The sequence below is a fragment of the Streptomyces sp. So13.3 genome (assembly GCF_005860785.2).
In the GTDB taxonomy this organism is placed as follows: Bacteria; Actinomycetota; Actinomycetes; order Streptomycetales; family Streptomycetaceae; genus Actinacidiphila; species Actinacidiphila fildesensis.
Map to the genome: position 1 here is coordinate 7,694,648 of NZ_CP048835.1, position 19,850 is coordinate 7,714,497.

Annotated in this window: 18 protein-coding genes and 3 pseudogenes; 12 read left to right on the top strand and 9 right to left on the bottom strand. The window is 66.1% G+C overall.

Annotated elements, in window-relative coordinates; all coding sequences use genetic code 11:
- Positions 1-5: 5 nt before the first annotated feature.
- The 4 genes from C8250_RS34450 to C8250_RS34465 are packed head-to-tail and all read left to right on the top strand — an operon-like array spanning position 6 to position 3,604.
- A complete protein-coding gene (locus C8250_RS34450; protein WP_138357508.1) occupies positions 6-392 on the top strand; it encodes an ATP-binding cassette domain-containing protein in 387 nt (128 codons plus the stop codon).
- 23 nt (positions 393-415) lie between these two features.
- The gene (locus tag C8250_RS34455; RefSeq protein ID WP_187145094.1) at positions 416-1,657 is read left to right on the top strand and encodes an ABC transporter substrate-binding protein; all 1,242 of its coding nucleotides are present in this window, start codon (positions 416-418) and stop codon (positions 1,655-1,657) included.
- 52 nt (positions 1,658-1,709) lie between these two features.
- Positions 1,710-2,573 (top strand): branched-chain amino acid ABC transporter permease, encoded by an 864-nt coding sequence (locus C8250_RS34460; protein ID WP_138357510.1) that lies wholly within the window; start codon positions 1,710-1,712, stop codon positions 2,571-2,573.
- The gene (locus C8250_RS34465) at positions 2,570-3,604 is read left to right on the top strand and encodes a branched-chain amino acid ABC transporter permease (protein WP_138357511.1); all 1,035 of its coding nucleotides are present in this window, start codon (positions 2,570-2,572) and stop codon (positions 3,602-3,604) included. Before C8250_RS34460 ends, C8250_RS34465 begins: the two co-directional genes overlap by 4 nt.
- A 742-nt stretch (positions 3,605-4,346) precedes the next feature.
- Here C8250_RS34465 and C8250_RS34475 read toward each other — a convergent pair.
- On the bottom strand, positions 4,347-5,381 hold the full coding sequence (locus tag C8250_RS34475) for a LacI family DNA-binding transcriptional regulator (protein WP_138357512.1): 1,035 nt from the start codon (positions 5,379-5,381) through the stop codon (positions 4,347-4,349).
- A gap of 166 nt (positions 5,382-5,547) precedes the next feature.
- Here C8250_RS34475 and C8250_RS34480 point away from each other — a divergent pair, with 166 nt between their 5' ends.
- The gene (locus C8250_RS34480) at positions 5,548-5,904 is read left to right on the top strand and encodes a hypothetical protein (protein ID WP_138357513.1); all 357 of its coding nucleotides are present in this window, start codon (positions 5,548-5,550) and stop codon (positions 5,902-5,904) included.
- A gap of 45 nt (positions 5,905-5,949) precedes the next feature.
- On the opposite strand, the gene C8250_RS43925 is transcribed toward C8250_RS34480, so the two are convergent.
- From C8250_RS43925 to C8250_RS43075, 5 genes and pseudogenes are all read right to left on the bottom strand, one after another.
- A complete protein-coding gene (locus tag C8250_RS43925) occupies positions 5,950-6,255 on the bottom strand; it encodes a transposase (RefSeq protein WP_346268803.1) in 306 nt (101 codons plus the stop codon).
- Positions 6,249-6,389: pseudogene (locus C8250_RS43930) on the bottom strand (IS5/IS1182 family transposase); the annotation flags it as partial. The gene C8250_RS43925 and the pseudogene C8250_RS43930, both read right to left, overlap by 7 nt.
- 240 nt (positions 6,390-6,629) lie before the next feature.
- The gene (locus C8250_RS43935) at positions 6,630-6,758 is read right to left on the bottom strand and encodes a transposase (protein WP_244809540.1); all 129 of its coding nucleotides are present in this window, start codon (positions 6,756-6,758) and stop codon (positions 6,630-6,632) included.
- Positions 6,759-6,885: 127 nt separating this feature from the next.
- The gene (locus C8250_RS34490; protein ID WP_138357514.1) at positions 6,886-7,590 is read right to left on the bottom strand and encodes a TetR/AcrR family transcriptional regulator C-terminal domain-containing protein; all 705 of its coding nucleotides are present in this window, start codon (positions 7,588-7,590) and stop codon (positions 6,886-6,888) included.
- Positions 7,591-7,662: 72 nt separating this feature from the next.
- Positions 7,663-7,815 carry a hypothetical protein gene (locus C8250_RS43075; RefSeq protein WP_210340065.1) on the bottom strand — a complete coding sequence of 51 codons (153 nt, stop codon included), beginning with the start codon at positions 7,813-7,815 and terminating at the stop codon, positions 7,663-7,665.
- On the opposite strand from C8250_RS43075, the gene C8250_RS34495 reads away from it, so the two are divergent.
- Together C8250_RS34495 and C8250_RS34500 are read left to right on the top strand one after the other, a co-directional pair.
- Positions 7,793-9,325 carry an MDR family MFS transporter gene (locus tag C8250_RS34495; RefSeq protein WP_138357535.1) on the top strand — a complete coding sequence of 511 codons (1,533 nt, stop codon included), beginning with the start codon at positions 7,793-7,795 and terminating at the stop codon, positions 9,323-9,325. The two genes, C8250_RS43075 and C8250_RS34495, sit on opposite strands and share 23 nt — an antisense overlap.
- Before the next feature lie 120 nt (positions 9,326-9,445).
- Positions 9,446-10,678: an amidohydrolase family protein gene (locus tag C8250_RS34500; protein ID WP_138357515.1), complete on the top strand. Its 1,233-nt coding sequence runs from the start codon at positions 9,446-9,448 to the stop codon at positions 10,676-10,678.
- A 200-nt stretch (positions 10,679-10,878) separates the two neighbouring features.
- Here C8250_RS34500 and C8250_RS34505 read toward each other — a convergent pair whose 3' ends face one another.
- Positions 10,879-11,571, bottom strand: coding sequence for a TetR/AcrR family transcriptional regulator (locus C8250_RS34505; RefSeq protein WP_138357516.1), 693 nt, complete (start codon positions 11,569-11,571; stop codon positions 10,879-10,881).
- A gap of 115 nt (positions 11,572-11,686) precedes the next feature.
- Between C8250_RS34505 and C8250_RS34510 the strand changes: the two genes are divergently transcribed.
- Positions 11,687-12,421 (top strand): MBL fold metallo-hydrolase, encoded by a 735-nt coding sequence (locus tag C8250_RS34510; RefSeq protein ID WP_244809542.1) that lies wholly within the window; start codon positions 11,687-11,689, stop codon positions 12,419-12,421.
- A 76-nt stretch (positions 12,422-12,497) separates the two neighbouring features.
- On the opposite strand, the gene C8250_RS34515 is transcribed toward C8250_RS34510, so the two are convergent.
- Positions 12,498-13,379 carry a helix-turn-helix transcriptional regulator gene (locus C8250_RS34515; RefSeq protein ID WP_138357517.1) on the bottom strand — a complete coding sequence of 294 codons (882 nt, stop codon included), beginning with the start codon at positions 13,377-13,379 and terminating at the stop codon, positions 12,498-12,500.
- A gap of 100 nt (positions 13,380-13,479) precedes the next feature.
- Between C8250_RS34515 and C8250_RS34520 the strand changes: the two genes are divergently transcribed.
- Both C8250_RS34520 and C8250_RS34525 read left to right on the top strand, forming a co-directional pair.
- Positions 13,480-14,181: an SDR family NAD(P)-dependent oxidoreductase gene (locus C8250_RS34520; protein WP_138357518.1), complete on the top strand. Its 702-nt coding sequence runs from the start codon at positions 13,480-13,482 to the stop codon at positions 14,179-14,181.
- 180 nt (positions 14,182-14,361) lie between these two features.
- A pseudogene (locus C8250_RS34525) lies at positions 14,362-14,514 on the top strand (IS110 family transposase); the annotation flags it as partial.
- 19 nt (positions 14,515-14,533) lie between these two features.
- On the opposite strand, the pseudogene C8250_RS43940 reads toward C8250_RS34525, so the two are convergent.
- Positions 14,534-14,871 (bottom strand): annotated as a pseudogene (locus C8250_RS43940) (transposase); the annotation flags it as partial.
- Positions 14,872-15,067: 196 nt separating this feature from the next.
- Between C8250_RS43940 and C8250_RS43945 the strand changes: the two are divergent.
- A complete protein-coding gene (locus C8250_RS43945) occupies positions 15,068-16,720 on the top strand; it encodes an AAA family ATPase (protein WP_187145095.1) in 1,653 nt (550 codons plus the stop codon).
- 1,105 nt (positions 16,721-17,825) lie between these two features.
- Positions 17,826-19,571, top strand: a complete 1,746-nt coding sequence (locus tag C8250_RS34540) for a glycoside hydrolase family 27 protein (RefSeq protein WP_138357520.1) — start codon at positions 17,826-17,828, stop codon at positions 19,569-19,571.
- The last annotated feature ends 279 nt before the right edge of the window (positions 19,572-19,850 follow it).

Below are 19,850 nucleotides of genomic sequence, written 5' to 3' on the forward strand. Positions count from 1 at the left end.
AGTCAGTGCACGCGATCTTCCCCGCCCTGCAATCCATGGCAGATCACCTGGCCGGCACCCTGTCCGGCGGCCAGCAACAGATGCTTGCGATCGGCCGCTCCTTGATGTCTGATCCACGGCTGGTGGTGTGCGACGAAATCTCCCTGGGCCTGGCCCCTGTTGCCATCGACGCCCTGTACCTGGCCCTGAAAGCCATCCGGGACCGGGGCGTGACGGTCGTCCTGATCGAACAGAACGTGCACCGCTGCCTGGCCGTCGCCGATCACGTGTACGTCCTGGAACGCGGACGCGTCAGCTACAGCGGACCGCCGCAGCCGCTCAACGATCCGGCGCTGCTCGACGGGTTCTATTTCGGCAAGACCCCCTCACTCACCCTCTCCGACCCCGCATGAACCTCTTCAAAAGGAAGACAACCATGAACAGAGCCGCTGTCAACCGTGTCGGCCTGGCGGGCAAAATCACCGCACTCGCTGTGGTCCCCCTGGTGGTTTCGGGGTGCGGTGGTCCCGGATCCTCGGGGCAGTCGGGCGGCTCCAGCACGGTGGTTCTGGGCGCGAGCTTGTCCTTGACCGGTGCTCTCGGCCAGTTCGGTGTCGATCTGAAAGCGGGTTACCAGCAACTGGTCGCCGACGTGAACGCCCAAGGCGGCCTCGGCGTCGGTGGCAGCAAGCGCAAGGTCAGCCTGGTGGTCCTGGACAACCGCAGTGACCCCAACACCGCCAGCCAACAGGTCCGTGAGCTGATCTTGAAGGACAACGCCGCCGGGATCCTCGGTGCATGCACACCGCCCATCGTGATTCCTGAGGCGCTTGCGGCCGAGCAGCAACGGATCCCGTTCGTGAGTACGTGCAACCCGGTGGGCGCGTTCGCCGCCGGCAACAAGTCGGGATGGAAGTACAGCTGGGACCTGTTCTTCGACGAGAAGCAGCAGGCCCAGCTCGTGGCCAAGGGCCTGAAACTGGTGGGCAGCAGCAACAAGGTGGCGTTGTTCACCGACACCGAACCGGACGGAGTCGTGGAACGCGGCCTGTTCAAGAAGGAGCTCGTCGCCGCGGGCCTGGAGGTCGTGGGCGATTACAGCTTCCCCGTCGGCACCACAGACTTTTCCTCCTTCATCAACGACGCGAAGGCCAAGGGCGCCGGACTGGTAGCCGCGCAGATGGTGCCCCCGGACGGCATCGCGCTGTGGAAGCAGATGAAGGCACTGAGCTTCCGGCCGGCCGGCGCCTACGCCGCGAAGGCCGCCAACGGCAACAACTGGGTGAAGTCTCTGGGCCCGGTAGCCGAAGGCACCCTGCTGTCCGAGTACTGGTCACCCGCCAGCGGGGCAGCCAACAGCCAGCAGTTGATGCGTAGCCTCGGCGTGACCTTCGCCAAGAGTGACGCAGATTTGGCGATCGCGGTCATGGGCTACACCGCGGCCAACGTCATGACCGACGCCATTACCGCGGCCGGCGGCACCGACCCGGCCAAGGTCAGTTCCGCGATCGGCGCGACCCACAAGGACTACCCGCTGGGCCCGATCTCCTTCAGCTCCACCACGCACACCGCCATCACACCCTTGCTGCTGGACCAGTGGCAGAACGGCAAGCTCGTCGAGATCATCCCCTCCGTGCCCGGCGTGGCCCTGCAAAGCCCCGGTAAGGGCCTGAAGTAACGCCTGACCAGGCAGGTCACCTCTTTCGCACCATGGAACGGAGCAAGGACTGATGTACGCCAACGCGCTCGTCAACGGCATCCTGATCGGAGGTTTCTACTCCGTCCTGGCACTCGGACTCTCGCTCGTCTTCGGCGTCCTCAAGCTGATCAATTTGGCGCACGGGGCCATCATTGTCGCCGGCTCCTACCTGGCGTATGTCTGCTTCGACCAATGGGGGCTGGGTCCGTTCGCAGCGCTTCCCTTGGTCGTGGTGGCCGCCGCGGCCATCGCCTACCTCCTCCAGCGCTATCTGCTGACCGGGCTGCTGTTGCGGGGGGCTGACACCGCGCTCGTGGCCACCTTCGGGATTGCCCTGTTGCTGGAGGCGCTGTACACCGAAGCGTTCGGCTCCGATCCCAGATCGTTGAACAGCTCCCTGTCCACCGCCGGGTTCGCCCTCGGGCCCGTCCAGGTCCGCAGCGCCAACGTGGTCGCGTTCGCTATCGCCGTGGTCCTGTGCCTGGCCACGCATCTCCTGCTGACGCGGACCCGGGCCGGAGCTCTGGTCAGGGCAGCAGCAGCCGACCCGCGCACGGCAGGGCTCATGGGAATCAACATCCGCACCACGTACGCGGTGATCTTCGCGATAGGCGCCGGGATCGCCGCGATGGGCGGAGTACTGACCGGCATCACCTTCAGCTTCGCGCCGACCACCGGCACGCAATACCTCCTCACCGGTATCGCGGTCGTCGTCCTGGGCGGCGTCGGCAACGTCCTGGGGACCCTCGCCGGCGGCATCGTCCTCGGACTGCTCCAGTCTCTCGCGGCAGCACAGTTCGGCGGCGGCTACCGCGACCTGGCCGTGTACTGCGTGTTCTTCGTCGTCCTGGTCTTTCGACCCCAGGGGCTCTTCGCCCGGAGGGCAGCAGCATGACCACGAACCGCACCAACCTCACATCAGCCGACGGACGCTGGCGTGTGTGGCCGGGCGCCCTGGCACTGGCCTTGCTGGCCCTGGCCGCAACGCAACTGACCGGACAACTGAGCCGCTACCAGTTGGACATCGTCACCACCCTGCTGGAATACGTCGCCCTGGCCCAAGCCTGGAACATCCTCGCCGGCTACAGCGGCCAGGTCTCCCTCGGGGTGAGCGCCTTCGTCGGCACCGGCGCCTACGCGGCCACTCTCCTGGAAATCCACGCCGGCATCGGATTTGTCATCGGGCTCTTGGCGGCGCTGGCCGCCGGCGGCGCTCTCGCGCTTCTGCTCGCGCTGCCCCTATTGCGGCTGCGAGGCGACTACTTTTCCATCGGCACCCTGGTAGCCGCACTGGCCCTGCAAGCCTGGGCCCTGAACTGGGACTTCGCCGGCGGGTCCACCGGCCTGACCCTGCCTCTCGACGCCTTGCCCGACCCAGTACAGCTCTTCCAACTCGCCTGTCTCGTCGCAGGGCTGTCGATGACCGTCGCCTTTACCGTCGCCTACTCACGCTTCGGCCTGCGCCTCAAAGCGGTCCGTGACAACGAGGCCGCAGCCACCGGGCTCGGAGTCTCCGCGACTCGCCACCGCCTGGCGGCGCTGGTGATCAGCGGCGCCCTCAGCGGCCTGGCCGGGGGCCTGATCGCGATGCAGCAGGTCAGCTTCGAGCCCACCGGCCTCCTGGGCATGAACTGGACCATCAACGCCCTCGTCATGACGACCGTCGGCGGCATCGGCACCGTCATCGGCCCCCTCATCGGAGCCATCGCCGTGTACTACCTACTGACCAAGCAACTGGAGAGCTATCAGACCATCAGTGTCATCATGGAAGGCGCACTGCTCCTCGTCATCGTCCGCTTCGCCCCCCGCGGCCTGTGGCCCCTGCTCCTGGGCGCCGTCGCGTGGATGGCCCACCGCATGAAAAGCACCGGCCAACCGTCCCGCGCCGCCACGGAACACGACGCCCTCTCCAACAGTTCGTCCTGAGAACACTCAGGCGGCGAGAACCATGCGTCCCGCCACTCAGCTCGGTACGCTCCCTCAGATCGCCACGCCGTTTCCATACTTCCTTGGACAGCAGTATGTCGGCGGCGTGGCACCACCCCGAGTCGGACGACCAGACGATGCCACCACCCGGTATGGCTCCCCATCGAGTACGTCTGCTGACGGGGAGACACGTCCGCCCACCGTGTCGGGCCGCCGCCAACGTTCGCCAGCGGCGGCCCGGCTGTGGTAGCGGCGGTGTTCGAGGTCTCGAGATGTTGCCTGCGGCGTCGGTGGCCTAGTCGGTGTAGCTGTAGGCCGTCGACACGCTCAGCCTGGAGTCGGTGTGGGGGTGTCGGTGACCGTACATACCTGGGTGCTGGCTCGAATACCTGATAGCCCGTCACGCCGACGTCGTTCGTAGAGGCGTTCCATGACAGCAAGGCTGAGGTGATGGCGGTGAGGTTCGTCGGAGCCGTCGGCGCCGTGGTGTCCGTGCCGTTGGTGCCGGGCCGCAGGTAGGTGCCGACGGTCTTGACGGGCGGTGTGGCGCTGATCTGCTGGCGTCCGACACGCGAGTGAACACCTGGTCGGATCCGTTTTGGTTGACGATTACGGTCACCAACGTGCCGTCGGGGTTGAGGAAGGACACGTTGCTGACGCTGCCACTGTTATCGATCTGGACGCGGGTAGCGGCGCCGCCTTGGAGAACTGCGCGATGATGTAGTAGCCGGGCAGCGCCAAGTCAGCGGGGGGCCGGTCCGGTTGATTCCCGCGTCACCAGTTGGGTGGCCAGCTCCACATGGAGTGTGTCGACGGTGTGCCGTTCCAGCAGTCGCATCAGCAAGGACGCTGCCATTCTCCCCATCTCCTCCAGCGGCTGGCGGACCGTCGTCAACCGGGGCAGGGTGCTGCGGCTCAGGTCGATGTCGTCGAAACCGGTGATTGAGAGGTCTTCGGGAACGCGTAGCCCGCGCTCGTACGCCGCCCGCAGTGCCCCTACCGCCGCCTTGTCGTTGAACGCGACCAGCGCCGTCGGCCGCTCGGGAAGATCCAGCAACTCGCATGCGGCGTCGTAACCCCAGTCGGCCGTTGGTTCGATGCTGCGCAGCAGTTCGGCAGACGGCAGCACCCCCGCGTCGGCGAGCGCCGAGTTGTGACCCGCGATGCGGGACTGGCTGGCGAGCCAGTAACCGGGGCCGCCGATCACACCGATCCGCCGATGGCCCAACTCGACCAGATGCGCGCTGACGCTGCGTGCTCCTTGGAGATTCGCCGCGGAGACCGAGGCGATGTCACCGCGCAGCGGGGTGCGGGGATCGACCACCACGAACGGAAAGCTCTGTGCCCGCAGCGCTTCCAGTTCTCGTGCCGGTTCCGGAGGGACGATCAGCAGCGCGCCGGCGATGGCCGGGTCGTCCGGCAGCCCTTCAAGCACCTGAAGGTCGCGGGCCGCATCGCCCGCGCTGAGTACCAACCGCCTGCCGTGCAGGTCCAGCGTTTCGGCGATGGAGGAGACGATCACCCCGAAGTAGTCGGTCAGCACGTACGGGCACCGCACGTATACGGCACCCCCCGCACTGCCGGGCCGCGTCGCAGGCGCGGCCCCCAACCGGTCTGCTGCTGCGCGGACCCGCTGGCGGGTACCGACGGCCACGTTGTCCTGCCCGCTCATCACTCGCGACACCGTGGCAATTGACACTCCCGCCTCGGCAGCGATGCGCCGCACCGTCGCTCGGGAGCCTTCCGACCGACCTCCCGTTACATCGATTCGTTTCATCCATGCAGCGTAAGGCCACGAACTGATCTTCGGTACGCAATCTTGACATCCGCACAGGCAGGGGCTTTCTCGTGCGGCGCCGAGTTTTCAGTCAGTTTTAGGGCCTGTTTCATAGGCGGCATCCTGCCGAGGCCAGCAGCGTGGTCAGCCAAGTACAGTCGCCCCCATGGGTACACCGCTACTGCGGGCGATCGAATGGGACGGGACGTCATGGGACGACCCGTCTGACGATCAGCTGCACGATCTCCTGGCCGACATGAGTTTGACCTGGCGGTTTGTGGTGGTCGAGCGACTCGACCTCGAACCGGCAGGCCAGTACTACATGCAGGTCTATCTCAACGACGACCTCAGCTACCAGGTCGAATACCGCGACGGTGGCCCGGACAGGCACTTTCGCGCCCACGTGCCGCGCACGCACGAGGTATTCAGCGTGCAGCCCGTTGCCGAAGTGCTTCAGGGCTGGGCCCACGGCCAACCTGGCTGGCGAGAAGCACTTCCCTGGGCCCCGTTGTCCCCTACGTAATCAGTGCGGTGAACCACGTGCCACGCGAAGTCCGCGCTGCAACCGTCACAGCCACTCGATGGTCACCGCGATGGTGACGGTTGCCGCGTAACGGACGGCGAGCTTTTCGTACCGCGTGGCCACCGCGCGATGGCGCTTGAGGCGATTGATTCCGCACTCGACCGCGTGGCGCTCGCGGTAGTCGGCCTCGTCGAACTTGGGCGGACGACCGCCGCGGGCGCCCTGCTGCTTGCGGTTGCGGACCTGGTTGGACTTCTCCGGAATCGTGCAGCGGATCCCACATCTGCGCAGGTAAACGCGGTTGGCTCGGGACGGTAGGCCCTGTCGGCGCGCACCCGGTCCGGTCGGCAGCGCGGCCTGCCGACGCCCGAGCGCGGCACTCGGATGCGCTCCAGGACCGGCTGGAACTCGGGGCTGTCGTTCCGCTGGCCAGCGGTGATCAGGAAGGACAGCGGCTTCTGCCCGTGCTCGACTGCCAGGTGCACCTTCGTTGTCAGCCGACCGCGCGAGCGTGCGAGCCCGTGGTCGTCGGGCTCGACTGCGACTCCGCCGGGTCTATTTTTTTGCGGGCGCCGGCGGCGTGCTGACGTGCTCGCGCGATCGTCGAATCCACGCTCACGTCCCAGTTGATCAGGCCCTTGGCGTCGGCATGGACCTGCAGTTGAGTGAGGATCCCGCTCTAGGTGCCGTCGCGCTGCCAGCGGCGGAAGAGCCGTAGACGGTCCTCACTGGCCATAAAGCGCGGGAACGTCGCGCCATGGCGCTCCCGTCCGCGTCCGCCAGCGTATGCCGTCGATCAGCTCTCGCTTGGACCAGACCGGAGGGCGCCCCGGCGCACGAGGGAACCGGCACATGGCTCGAGGTCATCGCACTCAGCTGCTCGGCGCCAAGGCCGGCGCGCCGTTCCACGACCACTTCGTTTAAGGAATCGAGTGTTATGGGTTGGTTCAGGCGCGTACGCATGGCGTCGCGCGTCGGCCGCTACTGCGGCGGGACGGATATGTCGTGGGGCACGGGTGTGGCAAGGATGCCGCTGATGAGCATCTGAAAGGCCCAGGACATGCGGTCACGGGGAGCGCCCGCCAGGAGTTGGTTGCCGAGCGCGGCGATTTGGGGGCGTGTGGCCGGGTCGGCGGTCAGCAACGCGTGGACCAGGGCGTTCCACTCGTCCTCAGTGTTGGCATTTTGCTTGTGCGTGCTCTGTTCCACCGCGATGGACGTGGCGTGCTGCAGCAAGAGGTCCACGCCCCAGGCGGCCTGCGCTGCGGGGACGCCTCCTTCGTTCAGCAGGGACAACAGTCTTTCGATGAGGTCTAGGTAGTGCGGTCCGAAGGGGCGAGCTACCTGTGCTGACTGCGCCAGGGCCGGGTGGTCGATCAGCAGCACGGTGTAGGAGGTGAGCACCTCTTCCAGTCGTCCACGCCAGGCCCCTTCGCGTTCCGAAAGATCTACCTGGGCGAGCAGTTCGTCAAGGATCGCCGCGTGCAGTTCGGCGACGTTCTGCACGTACACGTACAGGGAGGCGGGACCGGTATCGAGTTCCCGCGCCAGGCGCCGCAGCGTGACCTTCTCCAGGCCCTCGGCCCTGACCAGGCCAAGAGCTGTGGTGACGATCCCCTCACGGGTCAGGGCCGGCTTCGCGGGTCGATCACGGCGGCTTCGTGGGGCTGGAGGTGGCGTTCTCATGAGACCCACTATAGGCATCTCCGCCGACTATGGTCGTTGCGAACTTGTACTTAACGAACATGTTCGTTAACTTCAGGATGTCAGCTCGTCCTCTTCGTCGGAGGTATCCGTGAAGTTCCACGCATCCCGTGCGCCCGCATCCCCGCCGCTGTCCGGGAAGGCGGCAGCACAGCCCAACGTCCGCTGGATCTTGCTGGGCGTCATGCTCGCCATGTTGCTGGGCATGCTTGACAACATGATCGTCGGCACCGCGATGCCGACGATTGTCGGAGAGCTCGGCGGCCTCGACCATTTGTCCTGGGTGGTGTCCGCCTACACCCTGGCCACCGCCGCCTCCACGCCGGTATGGGGGAAAGCCGGAGACCTCCTCGGCCGCAAGCACGTCTTCCTGGCCGCGATCGTCGTCTTCCTCGTGGGCTCCGGTCTCTCCGGCGCGGCTCAGAACATGGACCAATTGATCGGATTCAGAGTCCTGCAGGGCATCGGCGCCGGCGGACTGGCGGTGGGCGCCTTCGCCATCATCGGGGAGCTGGTCTCCCCCCGGGAGCGAGGCAAGTACCAGGGGATGACCGCTACGGTCATGGCCTTGGCGACCATCGGCGGACCGCTGGTCGGTGGCGTGATCACCGACAGCCTCGGCTGGCGCTGGGCTTTCTATCTCAACCTTCCGCTAGGACTCATCGCCCTGGCGTGGTGCTGGTCGATGCTGCATTTGAGCAGGAAACGTGCCGACGCGAGAATCGACTACCTCGGCGCGGCCCTGCTCACCCTGACGATCACCGCCCTGGTCCTGCTGGCCACCTGGGGCGGTACCACCTACGCCTGGTCCTCACCCCGCATCCTGTTGTGCATCGCTGCGGCTGCCGGCGGCATCCCCCTGTTCTTGTGGTCGCAGTCCATCGCCCGCGAGCCGGTCTTGCCACTGCGGATCTTCCGCGAGCGAAACATGATCCTCGCCTCCTTCCTCGCCCTGGTGGTCGGTGTAGCCATGTTCGGCGCGGTCAGCTTCTTGCCCCTGTACCAGCAAACGGTGCAGAGCGCGTCCGCCTCGAATTCCGGCCTGCTTCTTCTGCCGATGATGATCCCGATCGTGCTTGTTTCCCAGGTCGCGGGACGCGTCATGTCCAAGACCGGGAAGTACAAGGTCTTCCCGATCCTCGGTGCGGCCTGCCTGACCCTGGGCAGCGTCCTGCTGTCGACCATGGACACCTCCACCGGCCGAGCCACAGCCTGCCTCTACATGGCAGTCCTCGGTGCTGGACTGGGCTTCTTGATGCAAATGGTCATGCTCATCGCCCAGAACAGCGTCGAGTTGAAGGACATGGGCGCCGCCTCCGGGGCCTCCACCTTGTTCCGTACACTCGGCGGCTCCTTCGGTGTCGCCCTGTTCGGGGCCCTGTTCAACCGGCACATCGCCGCTGGCACATCCGGGCACGGCTCGCAGAGCGTCAGCGGCCAGCTCGACCCCGCCCGCCTGGCCTCGATGGCAGCCGGCCCCAAAAGCGCCTACCTCCACGGCGTTGCCTCCGGCATCCACAGCATCTTCTCGTGGTCCGCGATCCTGTGCGCTGCCGCACTGGTGATCACGCTCTTCATCAGAGAAGTGCCGCTGCGGGGAAAGCCCACACCCGCCCCCGAGTCCACAACCGCCGGGCCAGCCCAGTCCCGGCCCGACACTGCCCCCGGGCCCCGGGCTGCCGCCAGCGAATCCGCCGTAACCCGCATCGGACGCTGACCGCACCGCCCCTCCCACAGCACCCGCGTCCCCAGAGCGGCGCAGGCCGCGAATATCACCGCCAGCGATACGGGCAACGGACCAACCTCGCGGGCTCGAGAGAGCAGACAGGAACCGATTATGAGCACCACAGCCATCACCCATGCCAAAGTCTTCGACGGCCATGACGTCCTGCAAGAAGCCACCGTCGTCATCAAAGACGCCATGATCTGCGCCGTCGGCGGCCCAGTACCGGACGGGGCCCAGATCGTCGACGCTCGCGGCGCCACCCTGCTGCCCGGCTTGATCGACGCCCACGTCCACACAGACGAGGCATCCCTCGGCCTGGCACTGCGGTTCGGAGTGACCACAGAACTGGAGATGCAGGGCACGAACACCCGCCCCAACCGGGCGCACCGCGAGAAGCAAGATGACGTCGCCGACGTCCGCTCGGCCGGTTTCGGCATCACCCCGCCGGGCGGCCACCCCAGCGAACTGTTCCCCGAAGGCTTCAAGCCCGGCCCGCCCCCGGGCCCGCGCGGAGCCGGCCCCGCAACCCCGCCGGTGATGCCGTTCTGCACGACTCCCGCCGAAGCGGCCGCCTGCATTCCGGAACTGGTGGCCAGCGGCAGCGACTACATCAAGTTCATGATCGACGACGGCACGATCGAAGGGCACCCCGGTCTGCCGTGCCTGGACCAGGCCACCTTGAACGCAGGCGTGACTGCGGCCAAGGCCCACGGAATGCTCACCGTGGCGCACGCCCTGACCGTCGAGAGCACCCGCATGGCCGTTGAAGCTGGCATCGACGGCCTGGTGCACCTGTTCATGGACCAACCCCACACTGAGGAGATCATCCGCCTCATCCGCGACAGCGGCATCTTCGTCGTGCCCTGCGTGAGCGTGAACGCCTCCCTGATGGGGATCAGCGGAGCCGCCCTGGCAGACGACCCACGCGTCGCTTCCCGCCTGGACCAGGACTGGACCTCCACCCTGCGCAGCAGCTTCAACAGATACCCCCAGGGCAGGATTGACGACGTCCTCAACTCAGTCGCGGCGCTGCACGAAGCGGGCGTCGACATCCTGTGCGGAACTGACGTGTCGATGCCGCTGCCATTCCTCGGCGGCCTCGCCCACGGCGCCAGCGTCCACCACGAACTGCAGTACCTCGTCCGGGCCGGCCTCACCCCCATCCAAGCCCTCCGCACAGCCACCGCCAACACGGCACAGCACTTCAACCTTCGCGACCGCGGCCGGATCGCCGCCGGGCTCCGCGCGGACCTGCTCTTGGTAGACGGCGACCCCACCACGCGCATCGACGACACCCTCAACCTGCGCACCGTGTGGCGCCGCGGAACCCCCACCTCTCTCTAAGACCTCAAGGGCCGGTAATAGCGGCCACAGAGCCAGTCTTAGAGAGCCGCCGACCCATCAGCGGTCCTATGGATGTGGTCCCCGTCAAGGCCGGACGATGTACTGGTTTCGATCGAGCAGGCTCAGGCCCGCTGCCGCGATGCCCCGGTCCAGCCGCTGAACGGTGCGGAGCTGAGCCGCAGGGCGTTCCCCGTGTCCCACTAAGCCTGTGGTGCGCGAGGAACGCCCCACCGGGTCGTGCTGCCATGGCCCCAGGTGGTCCCCAGGAGGGCTGAGGCAAGCATGCCGGCCAGCCAGTTCTCGTAAGTGCCGGTGCGCCAGCCGCGACTGTCGGTGAGCTGGATGAACAGGTGCGGCCCGGTCAGAACCCAGCAGGAGTCCGCCAGACGGGCCGTGTCGGCGTCGGCGGGCAGGGCGCCGGTCTCGGTGAGGTGGGTGACGAAGGCGGTGACACCGAGCATCCGTTCCTCTTCGCTGAGGTCGAGTACCTGGCCGACGTCGGAGCCGGCCTGTGCAAGGAGGGTGAACAGGGCGGCGAGCCGTTCATGGACGCCGCGGACGAACGCGGCGTAAAGGCGCAGCTTGGTGTGCGCGTCGCGCGTCTGCCACACCGCCCGGAGCTGTGGCCGATCGGCCATAGCCAGGGGTTCGTCGTCTCCGGCCAGGGTGACGTCCCACAGCGCCTTGACCAGTCCCGGCTTGCCACCGAACGCCTTGTAGACGGTTTCGGGAGAGACACCGGCGCGTGTGGCCACCGCGCGGATGGTGGTGGCCTGGTACCCCTCACGAAAGAGGAGCTCCCGGCACGCCGCCAGCATCGCGGCGCGGTTGCGGCGGGCCGCCTGCTGCCGGCGTCCCGAGTCATACGACCGCCGCGGAGCACTTTCGGGCATCTCATCCTCCCACATCCATTACAGTCTACTGTATCGAATATGGTCGGTACCGATGCCGGAGGAACGCATGGACCGCTCCGCTCACCCTCGCCCTCACCGGCGCGTCGCTCCAGGCGTGGACCGCCTCGGGGACGCCATCGTCAACTTCTACCTGGTCGAGGACCCCGACGGCCTCGTCCTCATCGATGCCGGGCTACCGGCCCACCTCAAGCAACTGCGCGAGCACCTGGCCCACTGCGGCCGTGACGTGACCGACATCCGCGCCGTACTCCTGACGCACGGCCACCCCGACCACACCGGCTTGGCCCACCCCCTGCGGCAGGCCGGCGCCGACATCTGGATCCACGAACACGACGCCGCGATTCTGCGAGACGGCCCGCGCAGCGCCCTGCGCCACGCCAAACCGGAACGCTCCATGCTGCCCTATCTCCTACGCCGACCCGCCGCGATCACCACCCCGCTGCACCTCGCCCGCAAGGGGGCCTTCACGGCTCCCGCCGTTCCCGCTGTACGTGTCTTCGACGCCGACCGGCGGCTGGACGGCGTCCCCGGTAGACCGCAGCCCGTCCTCCTGCCCGGCCACACCCAGGGCAGCACCGCATATCTGTTCCCCGAACGCGGACTGCTCTTCACCGGCGACGCCCTCGTCACCCACGACGGCCTGACCGGACACACCGGCCCCACCCTGGTCTGCCGCGGTTTCACCCACGACAGCCACGCCGCCCTGACCTCCCTCGACCGATTGGACGAACTGACCACCGTGACCCATCTCCTGCCCGGCCACGGCCAACCCGTCACCGCCGACCTCCGCACCGCCACCCGTCGGGCCCGCCACACCGGCCAGCGCTGAACGACGGCGAAGGCGGCCGGCTGGGCGGGAGCACCCGAGGCTCGGACCGTCATCGTGCGCAACACACCCCGCCGGCTCAGTCGTCCTGAGGCAGAGCCCTGATTCCCGAAGCTTCGGGTCTGCTCAGCAAATGCTGGGTGCCGATGGTGGCGAGCAGGGCGAGTTTGCTGTCGGAGTCACTGCCGGGTTCGGCGGTGTACATCACGATGCGCAGATCCTGCCGCTGGGTGCTGAGAATGTCGCAGTCCAAGTCAAGCCGTCCCACGCCGGGGTGGGCGATCGTCTTGGCGGTCGGGCCGTGTTCGGCGACCTCGTGGCGCTGCCACAGTTCACGAAAGGACGCACTCTCCTCGTTCAGCCGTGCAATGAGATGATGCAGCTGGGGTTCATCAGGGTAGCGGCCGGTGCTACGCCGCAGGTCAGCGACCATGGAAGCGTCGAAAGCTTCGGTCTCGCCCGACCGGCGGACGTGGCAATCCGAGATGCCGGCAAAGTGCAGCCACAGGACGTTGCGCTCGCTCTCCCGCAGCTGGGAAGGATCCCCCATCAGCGCCGCCCACATCGGGTTCCACAGCAGCAGCGACCACATGGCGTCGAAGACGGCGACTGGCCGGTCGCCGTCGCGTTCCACCAGACGGCGAATACTCGAGGGCACCAACCGGCTGATACGCCCGCCGCCGGTGGCATGACCAGCCAGCCGCAACAAGTGTTCCTGTTCGGCGTCGCTGAGCTGCAGCGCACGGGCGAGCGCAGCGCACACCTGCGCGGACGGCGCGGCGGACCGGCCTTGTTCCAAGCGCACGATGTAGTCCGCCGACACCCCGGCCACAACGGCCAACTCCTCACGCCGCAACCCACTGGTGCGCCGTCCGGTGTTTTCCGGCAGACCCACCGCGCGCGGTGTCAGCCGCTCACGCCACACCCGCAGAACGGCGGCCAGCTCACCCGATGCACCCACACACCCATCGTCGCACGAGGGCGACAGCAGCCTGGTACTCCCGTTACCAGGAAGAAGCATCCCTGGCCCCCGGCCTGCAGCGCACCGCAGACTCGACCCCATGACCACCACGCTGATCACCGGGGCCAACAAGGGCCTGGGTTTCGAGACCGCACGCCAGCTCGTCGCCGCCGGCCACACTGTTTATGCCGCCGCCCGCAACCCCGACAACGCCCAGCGCGCCGCGAAGGAACTGGGCGCGGCGCCTCTGGTCCTGGACGTCACCGACGACGCCTCCGTCCAGGCCGCCGCCGCGCACCTCAGCGCCGAACACGGGGTGCTCGATGTCCTGGTCAACAACGCCGGCATCAACGGCGGAGGACAAAAACCGCTGGGAGAGTGCACCGGTGCGGACATGGCCACGGTGCTGGACACCAACGTGGTGGGCCTTGTCCGCGTCCTGCACGCCTTCCTCCCCCTCCTTCAGCGCAGCACCAACGGCGTCGTCGTCAACGTGGGCAGCGGCCTGGGATCCTTCGCCCGCGTCCACGACCCCGAACGCGCCGAATCCCGCGTGCCCAACCTCCTGGCCTACCCGACGTCCAAAGCAGCGGTGTCGATGCTGACCGTCCAGTACGCTCGCGCCTTCCCCCAACTGCGCATCAACGTCGTCGACCCCGGTCCCACCGCCACCGACCTCAACAAGTTCCAGGGCTTCCAGAGCGTCGAGCAGGGCGCCGCTCCCATCGTTCAGGCGGCACTGCTCACCCCCGCCGGACCCACCGGCACCTTCTTCGACGCGGAGGGCGTCAGTCCCTGGTAATGACCCGGCTGCCGCCCGGCTCCCGCGCCCCTGCACGCCTGGCGCCGAAGAGTGATCCGGCGTGGCGTGCCGACCCAGCCGATCGCCGGAGCCGTCCGAACGCCCGCCAACGCGGCAGACCTCGCCGCTTCGGGCGCAGATGGTCCGCCTCGCCGACTACGACCGCCCCGACTGTCCCAACCCGAGTCACGCGCCTACTACGACCGCAAACGCCGCGAGGGAAAACACCACATCGCCGCCCTCATCGCACTCGCCCGACGCCGCATCGACGTCCGCGTCGCCATGCTCCGCGACGGCACCTTCTACCAACCACCCACACCGGTTACCGCTTGACGAAAACCATAGAGGCACCTTTTCGCGCCCCGGCGGCGTGCTGGTGGGCGCGGACCACGGTGGAGTCGACCGACACGAGCCAGTCGATAGCGCCGGCCGCGTCCGCTCACGCTTGGGCGGCCTGGAGCATCTGTTCGAACGTGCCGTCCAGAGCCCACCGGCGGAAACGGGTGTGCAGCGTGGCCCACGGGCCGTATCGGTCGGGCACATCACGCCAAGCCGTTCCGGTACGGAACTTCCACACGATGCCGTTGAGCACGGTGCGGTCGTCCGCCCGCCTCCTGCCTCGCGGCGACACGGGCAGCAGCGCCGGACGAACTCCCACTCGACATCGAACAGTTCATGGCGACGTATCACCCCACCATGATCTTGATCCACTACTCAAGATCTTTTGAAACACGGCCTACGACCCAGCGGCTTGCCCTGTGTCTTGCGCAAAATGGAGGCCATTGCCGTAGCCCCGCCGACCCGGCGAGACCGCTTCGGACGCGAGGGTCAATCTGGGTTAAGTCCGGCGGCGGCGTCATGTGGGGCTCTACGATGTTCGCTCTACTTGATCTTTCCCTGGAGCACCACGCGCCTCGAACACATCAGGATCGATAACTTCCGCGGGCTGAGCCACGTGGACATGCCATTCTCCCGATTCGGCTGCCTCATCGGCGAAAATAACGCAGGGAAGTCGTCGGTGTTCCAGGCCCTCAACATGTTCCTTCGCTCAAGCTCAGCGGTCGACACCGACTTCTTGAACCCGGTGCGGCCCATCCGCATCCAGCTTACTTTCGCTGGCATCGGTGCGGCAGACCTGCAGCGCCTTGAAGTGAGCCACCGCTTGCGCATCGAACCTGTGATCGCGGACGGACGTCTGACGCTGGCGCGGACGTACGAGGGCTCCGGCAAGGGCGGGATGTGGGTGGTCCGGAAAGTGCCGAGTGAGCCGCGCTTCCGAAAGGGAGTCCTGGAGGAGGTACTCAGGCCCAAAATCACCGCCGAGGAGCTTGAGGAAAACGTTAAGTACACCTACCCGGAGATCTTCGCCAAGCTGTCCGGCAAGATCAACCGTGCCGCTGTCAGGCGGGAATGGGCCGAGCACGTCGCAGCCCTTGGGGACGAGGAGTACACCACCGGCGACGACTCACTGATGACCGGCTTGGATAAGTCTGTGGCTCCCCTGCTGCCGGAACCGATCTATATCCCGGCCGTCAAGGAACTCAACGATGATCCCAAGACCAGTTCGACAGCAACTTTCGGACGGCTGCTGTCCATCCTGTTCGAGGACATCGCGCATCAACTTCCGCAACTGGAAGCATCCTTCGATCTGCTTCGAGGCCAGCTGAACGTCGTGTCACAGGCGGACGGCAGCGAGTCGGATGACCGATTGCGGGAGGTGCGCGAGATCGAATCGCTGATTCAGCGTAACCTCCAGGAGTCCTTCCCCCGTGCGAGTGTTCGCTTGGAGATTCCCCCGCCGCGGCTGCGTAGCCTGCTGGAGGAGGCGCAGATCGTCGTCAATGACGGTATCAGCGGCACATTCAAGACCAAAGGTGACGGCCTGCGCAGGTCGGTGGCATTCGCCATCCTGCGTGCCTACGTGGACCTGAAAACCGCGAATCCGACCCGGTCAGACAGCGCGCAACAGCCTTGTCTGCTGCTGTTTGAGGAGCCAGAGGTGTTCCTGCATCCACAGGCGCAGCGCAAGCTCTTCGAGGCACTGACCGTCTTCTCCGGCTACAACGATGTGCTGGTCAGCACCCACTCGTCGGCTTTCAGCGCACCGGGAGCGACCGGCACTTTCGTGAAGATCGTCAAGGATCACACGCTGAAGCCGCCGGCGAGCCGGGCCTGCGTGATCGATTTGTCCGACATGGGTGCCTGCGATCAGTTTGAGATCATCACGCATGAGAACAACGAGACGGCGTTCTTCGCCACCTCCGTGCTCCTCGTGGAGGGCCCAAGTGACCGAACCCTCATCCCTCACATCGCGCGGACCCTCAACCCGGAGTGGGACTTCGACAAGCATGGTGCCGCGATCGCCAAGGTCGAAGGGAAAGGCAGCATCGCGCGGTACCGCGGATTCTTCGAGCGCTTCGAGATGAGAGTCGCAGTCGTCGCGGACCTGGACCCCTCTGCCCACCGACGACGCGGTACCAGCGAGGACAACGCGGTCAGGCACAACCGTCAGCCGGCTCGTAGCGCACCCGACCTGTGACCTGACGCCGCAGCACCGCATTCTCATGCCGCAGGACCAACAACTCGGCACCCGTCACCGTAGCCCGACGCAGCAACACCCCTGGCATCGCCAGCAAGGTGCGAGTAGCGCGGTACAGCAACGGAACGATCACCCGCACATCCTGCCACCAACCGCACAAACACCACCCTGACCAGCAGCGATGACTTTTCGAGCCCCACAGGGAGCGTGAGCGCCACTGGTGGAGTTTGCAGCAGTGGTCTGCGTAGAGTTCCAGCCGCCGGTGACCTGGATGGAGGTACTGGAGTAGCCGCAAGCGTTGTGCGTTCCACGTTTCCGTGCCAGGCCGCCCGACCTAGCGAGTGGCCTCGCACGGACGTTCCTGCCCCGGCGCGCTGATGATGGCGGACCGCCTATGCGGCCCGCCATCCCGTCGCGACGGGATTCCAGTCCCGCTGCGCGCCTTGCGTGTACTGCCGCTTATCAGCATGAATTGGCGGGATTGTCGCCCGCGGAAAGTAGCTTGCGGGGTCGACCACTCCGGTGTTTGCGGCGTAGTGCAGGGCGTAGAGGATTGCAGGAAGGGCTCCTACTAGGCCCGCGATTGCTGTGATCACTCCGACGGGGCGTTGGGTGGTCCGCAGCGCGCTGACGAGATAGGCCACAAGGACGAAGAAGGCCAACGTCACGATGGCGGGCGCTGTTGAAGATGAGGAGGCAGCCGAAACTTCCATGGCGAGTGGTACTCCTTGCGACGGCGTCTGGTCCGATGTTCCGTCCACGCCGGTGGGAGATCCGTGACAGGCGTCAGCGGGCGCGGACGATCGGGCTCGGCGGCGTGGTGCGCGGAACACGGAGCGCGCTGAGGTGTGCGGAGAGCGCGGGGGCAAGCGCCAGGCCGCCCAAGCCCACCCCCGCTGGAACAACATCACCGCCACAGAAACTACTTGACCAGCAACGACGACCCACCAATCAACGAACTACAGCCACTGCATCAGCCAAATCTGATCGAATCTGTCTGTTTGAGCTCGCTCTGTTAGATGTATTGACACCTGATCGAACATTGGGGCTCAATACAGAACAGTCTGAAACTCCTGCGTGAAGTGAATCGACTCGAAGGAGAGTCATGTCCAAGCGCGCGCTCGTCGCGACGATTGCCCTGGCCTCGTCGTTGCTCCTATCCACCCTGACGGGCTCGACGCCCGCGCAAGCCCAGGACAACGGTGCATCGCGGACGCCGCCGATGGGGTGGAGCAGCTGGAGCTCCCTCAGATACGACCCGACCGAGGCCAAGCTCAAGGCTCAGGCTCAGGCGATGCACGACTCGGGCCTACTGTCAGCGGGTTACAAGTACATCAACCTGGACGACTACTACATCAAGAACCCCGGCACCACCGTCGATCAGTACGGTCGCTGGGTCGTCGACACCGGCAAGTTCCCGAACGGTATGAAGAACCTGGGCGACTTCATCCACAACCTGGGTGAGAAGTTCGGCATGTACGTGACGCCGGGCATCCCCAAGGCGGCGTACGACCAGAACACCCCGATCGAGGGCACGTCGTACCACGCACGGGACATCGTCTCGAACACGTCGACCTTCGAGTCGAACTACGGCGGGTTCGGCGATGTCATGTATTTCATCGACTACAACAAGAACCCCACCGCGGCTCAGGCGTTCGTGAACTCGTGGGCGAACCTGTTCGCCTCCTACGGGGTCGACTACATCAAGATCGACGGCGTGCACACCAGCGACCAGGACGACGTCATCGCCTGGTCGAAGGCGCTGAACCAGACAGGCCGCACCATCCACTACGGCCTGTCGAACACCCTGGACATCAACAACATCAAGACCTGGCAGCAGTACTCCAACAGCTGGCGGACCGGAGGTGACATCGAGTGCTATTGCTCGACCCTTACCAACTGGAGCAATGTCGGGCCGCGTTGGGCGAACCTGGCTCAGTGGGGGCAGTACGCCGGTCCGGGTGGCTGGAACGACCCGGACTCGATTGAGGTCGGCAACGGTGACCACAATGGTCTGACCGTGAACGAGCGGCAGAGCGTGATCACTTTGTGGGCGATCACGCGTTCGGTGATGATGCTGGGGAGCGACCTGACCAACCTGGACGCCGGTGACCTCAACATGCTGAAGAACGCCGAGGTGACCAACGTCAACCAGACCGACTCCGTGGTGGCCAGCCAGATCTCGAACAACAACGATCTGCAGGTGTGGGCCACGAAGCAGAAGAACCCGGACGGCAGCTACACGGTGGCGTTGTTCAACCGTTCCGACCGGGCTGGCAACGCGACGGTGACGGCCAACTTCTCCGACCTCGGGTTCAGCGGTTCCGCCACGGTGCGCAACCTTTGGGGCAAGTCGAACGAGACTCTCACCAACTCCGTCAGCCGGAGCCTGGCCCCGCACGAGTCCGCGTTGTTCAAGGTCACCCCGTCCGGCTCCTCGACTCCGGTCGGCGGCAACCTGACCAGTGACCTCTCCGGCCGTTGTGCCGATGACCCGAACAGCACCCTGGTGAACGGCACACAGCTGAACGTGTGGGACTGCAACGGCGGCGCCAACCAGAAGATCACCTACAGCTCCTCGGCCAAGACGCTGAAGGTGCTGGGCAAGTGCTTCGACGCCCACGGCGGCGCTACCACCGCCGGTACGCACGTTGAGATCTACGACTGCAACGGCGGCACGAACCAGCAGTGGAACGTCAACTCCAACGGCACGATCACCGGCGTTCAGTCCGGGCTCTGCCTCGACGTCACCGGGGCCACCAACCCCAACGGCGCCGGCCTGGAATTGTGGAACTGCACCGGTGGCGCCAACCAGAAGTGGACCCTCGGGTCCGGCGTCAAGGTGGCCTGACAAACCCAGTCGTGACTATCGTTTCTGATTGACCCGGTGACCGCACGGACCGACTTCTGGTCCGTGCGGTCTCGTCAAGGCTGACCCCGCCGGGTTCGTGACCGGGAAGCATGAGCTGCCGGTTCCCAACTGACGCAGGGGCCGCTCTCAAGGCGCCAACCTTGGAATCCGTGGCCGCGGAGCACGACGATATCGTCGTCGCAAAACTCAACGTCGACGACAACCCGGTCACGCCTCAGTCTTATGAGGTGAGGGGCATCCCGTGTTCTTCTCCCAGGG

Excerpts from the sequence above, each read along its gene's own strand:
- C8250_RS34455 (WP_187145094.1), top strand. The coding sequence starts at position 416 with ATGAACAGAGCCGCTGTCAACCGTGTCGGCCTGGCGGGCAAAATCACC.
- C8250_RS34460 (WP_138357510.1), top strand. The coding sequence starts at position 1,710 with ATGTACGCCAACGCGCTCGTCAACGGCATCCTGATCGGAGGTTTCTAC.
- C8250_RS34465 (WP_138357511.1), top strand. The coding sequence starts at position 2,570 with ATGACCACGAACCGCACCAACCTCACATCAGCCGACGGACGCTGGCGT.
- C8250_RS34475 (WP_138357512.1), bottom strand. The coding sequence starts at position 5,381 with ATGAAACGAATCGATGTAACGGGAGGTCGGTCGGAAGGCTCCCGAGCG.
- C8250_RS34480 (WP_138357513.1), top strand. The coding sequence starts at position 5,548 with ATGGGTACACCGCTACTGCGGGCGATCGAATGGGACGGGACGTCATGG.
- C8250_RS43935 (WP_244809540.1), bottom strand. The coding sequence starts at position 6,758 with ATGTGCCGGTTCCCTCGTGCGCCGGGGCGCCCTCCGGTCTGGTCCAAG.
- C8250_RS34490 (WP_138357514.1), bottom strand. The coding sequence starts at position 7,590 with ATGAGAACGCCACCTCCAGCCCCACGAAGCCGCCGTGATCGACCCGCG.
- C8250_RS34495 (WP_138357535.1), top strand. The coding sequence starts at position 7,793 with ATGCTCGCCATGTTGCTGGGCATGCTTGACAACATGATCGTCGGCACC.
- C8250_RS43075 (WP_210340065.1), bottom strand. The coding sequence starts at position 7,815 with ATGCCCAGCAACATGGCGAGCATGACGCCCAGCAAGATCCAGCGGACG.
- C8250_RS34500 (WP_138357515.1), top strand. The coding sequence starts at position 9,446 with ATGAGCACCACAGCCATCACCCATGCCAAAGTCTTCGACGGCCATGAC.
- C8250_RS34505 (WP_138357516.1), bottom strand. The coding sequence starts at position 11,571 with ATGCCCGAAAGTGCTCCGCGGCGGTCGTATGACTCGGGACGCCGGCAG.
- C8250_RS34520 (WP_138357518.1), top strand. The coding sequence starts at position 13,480 with ATGACCACCACGCTGATCACCGGGGCCAACAAGGGCCTGGGTTTCGAG.
- C8250_RS34540 (WP_138357520.1), top strand. The coding sequence starts at position 17,826 with ATGTCCAAGCGCGCGCTCGTCGCGACGATTGCCCTGGCCTCGTCGTTG.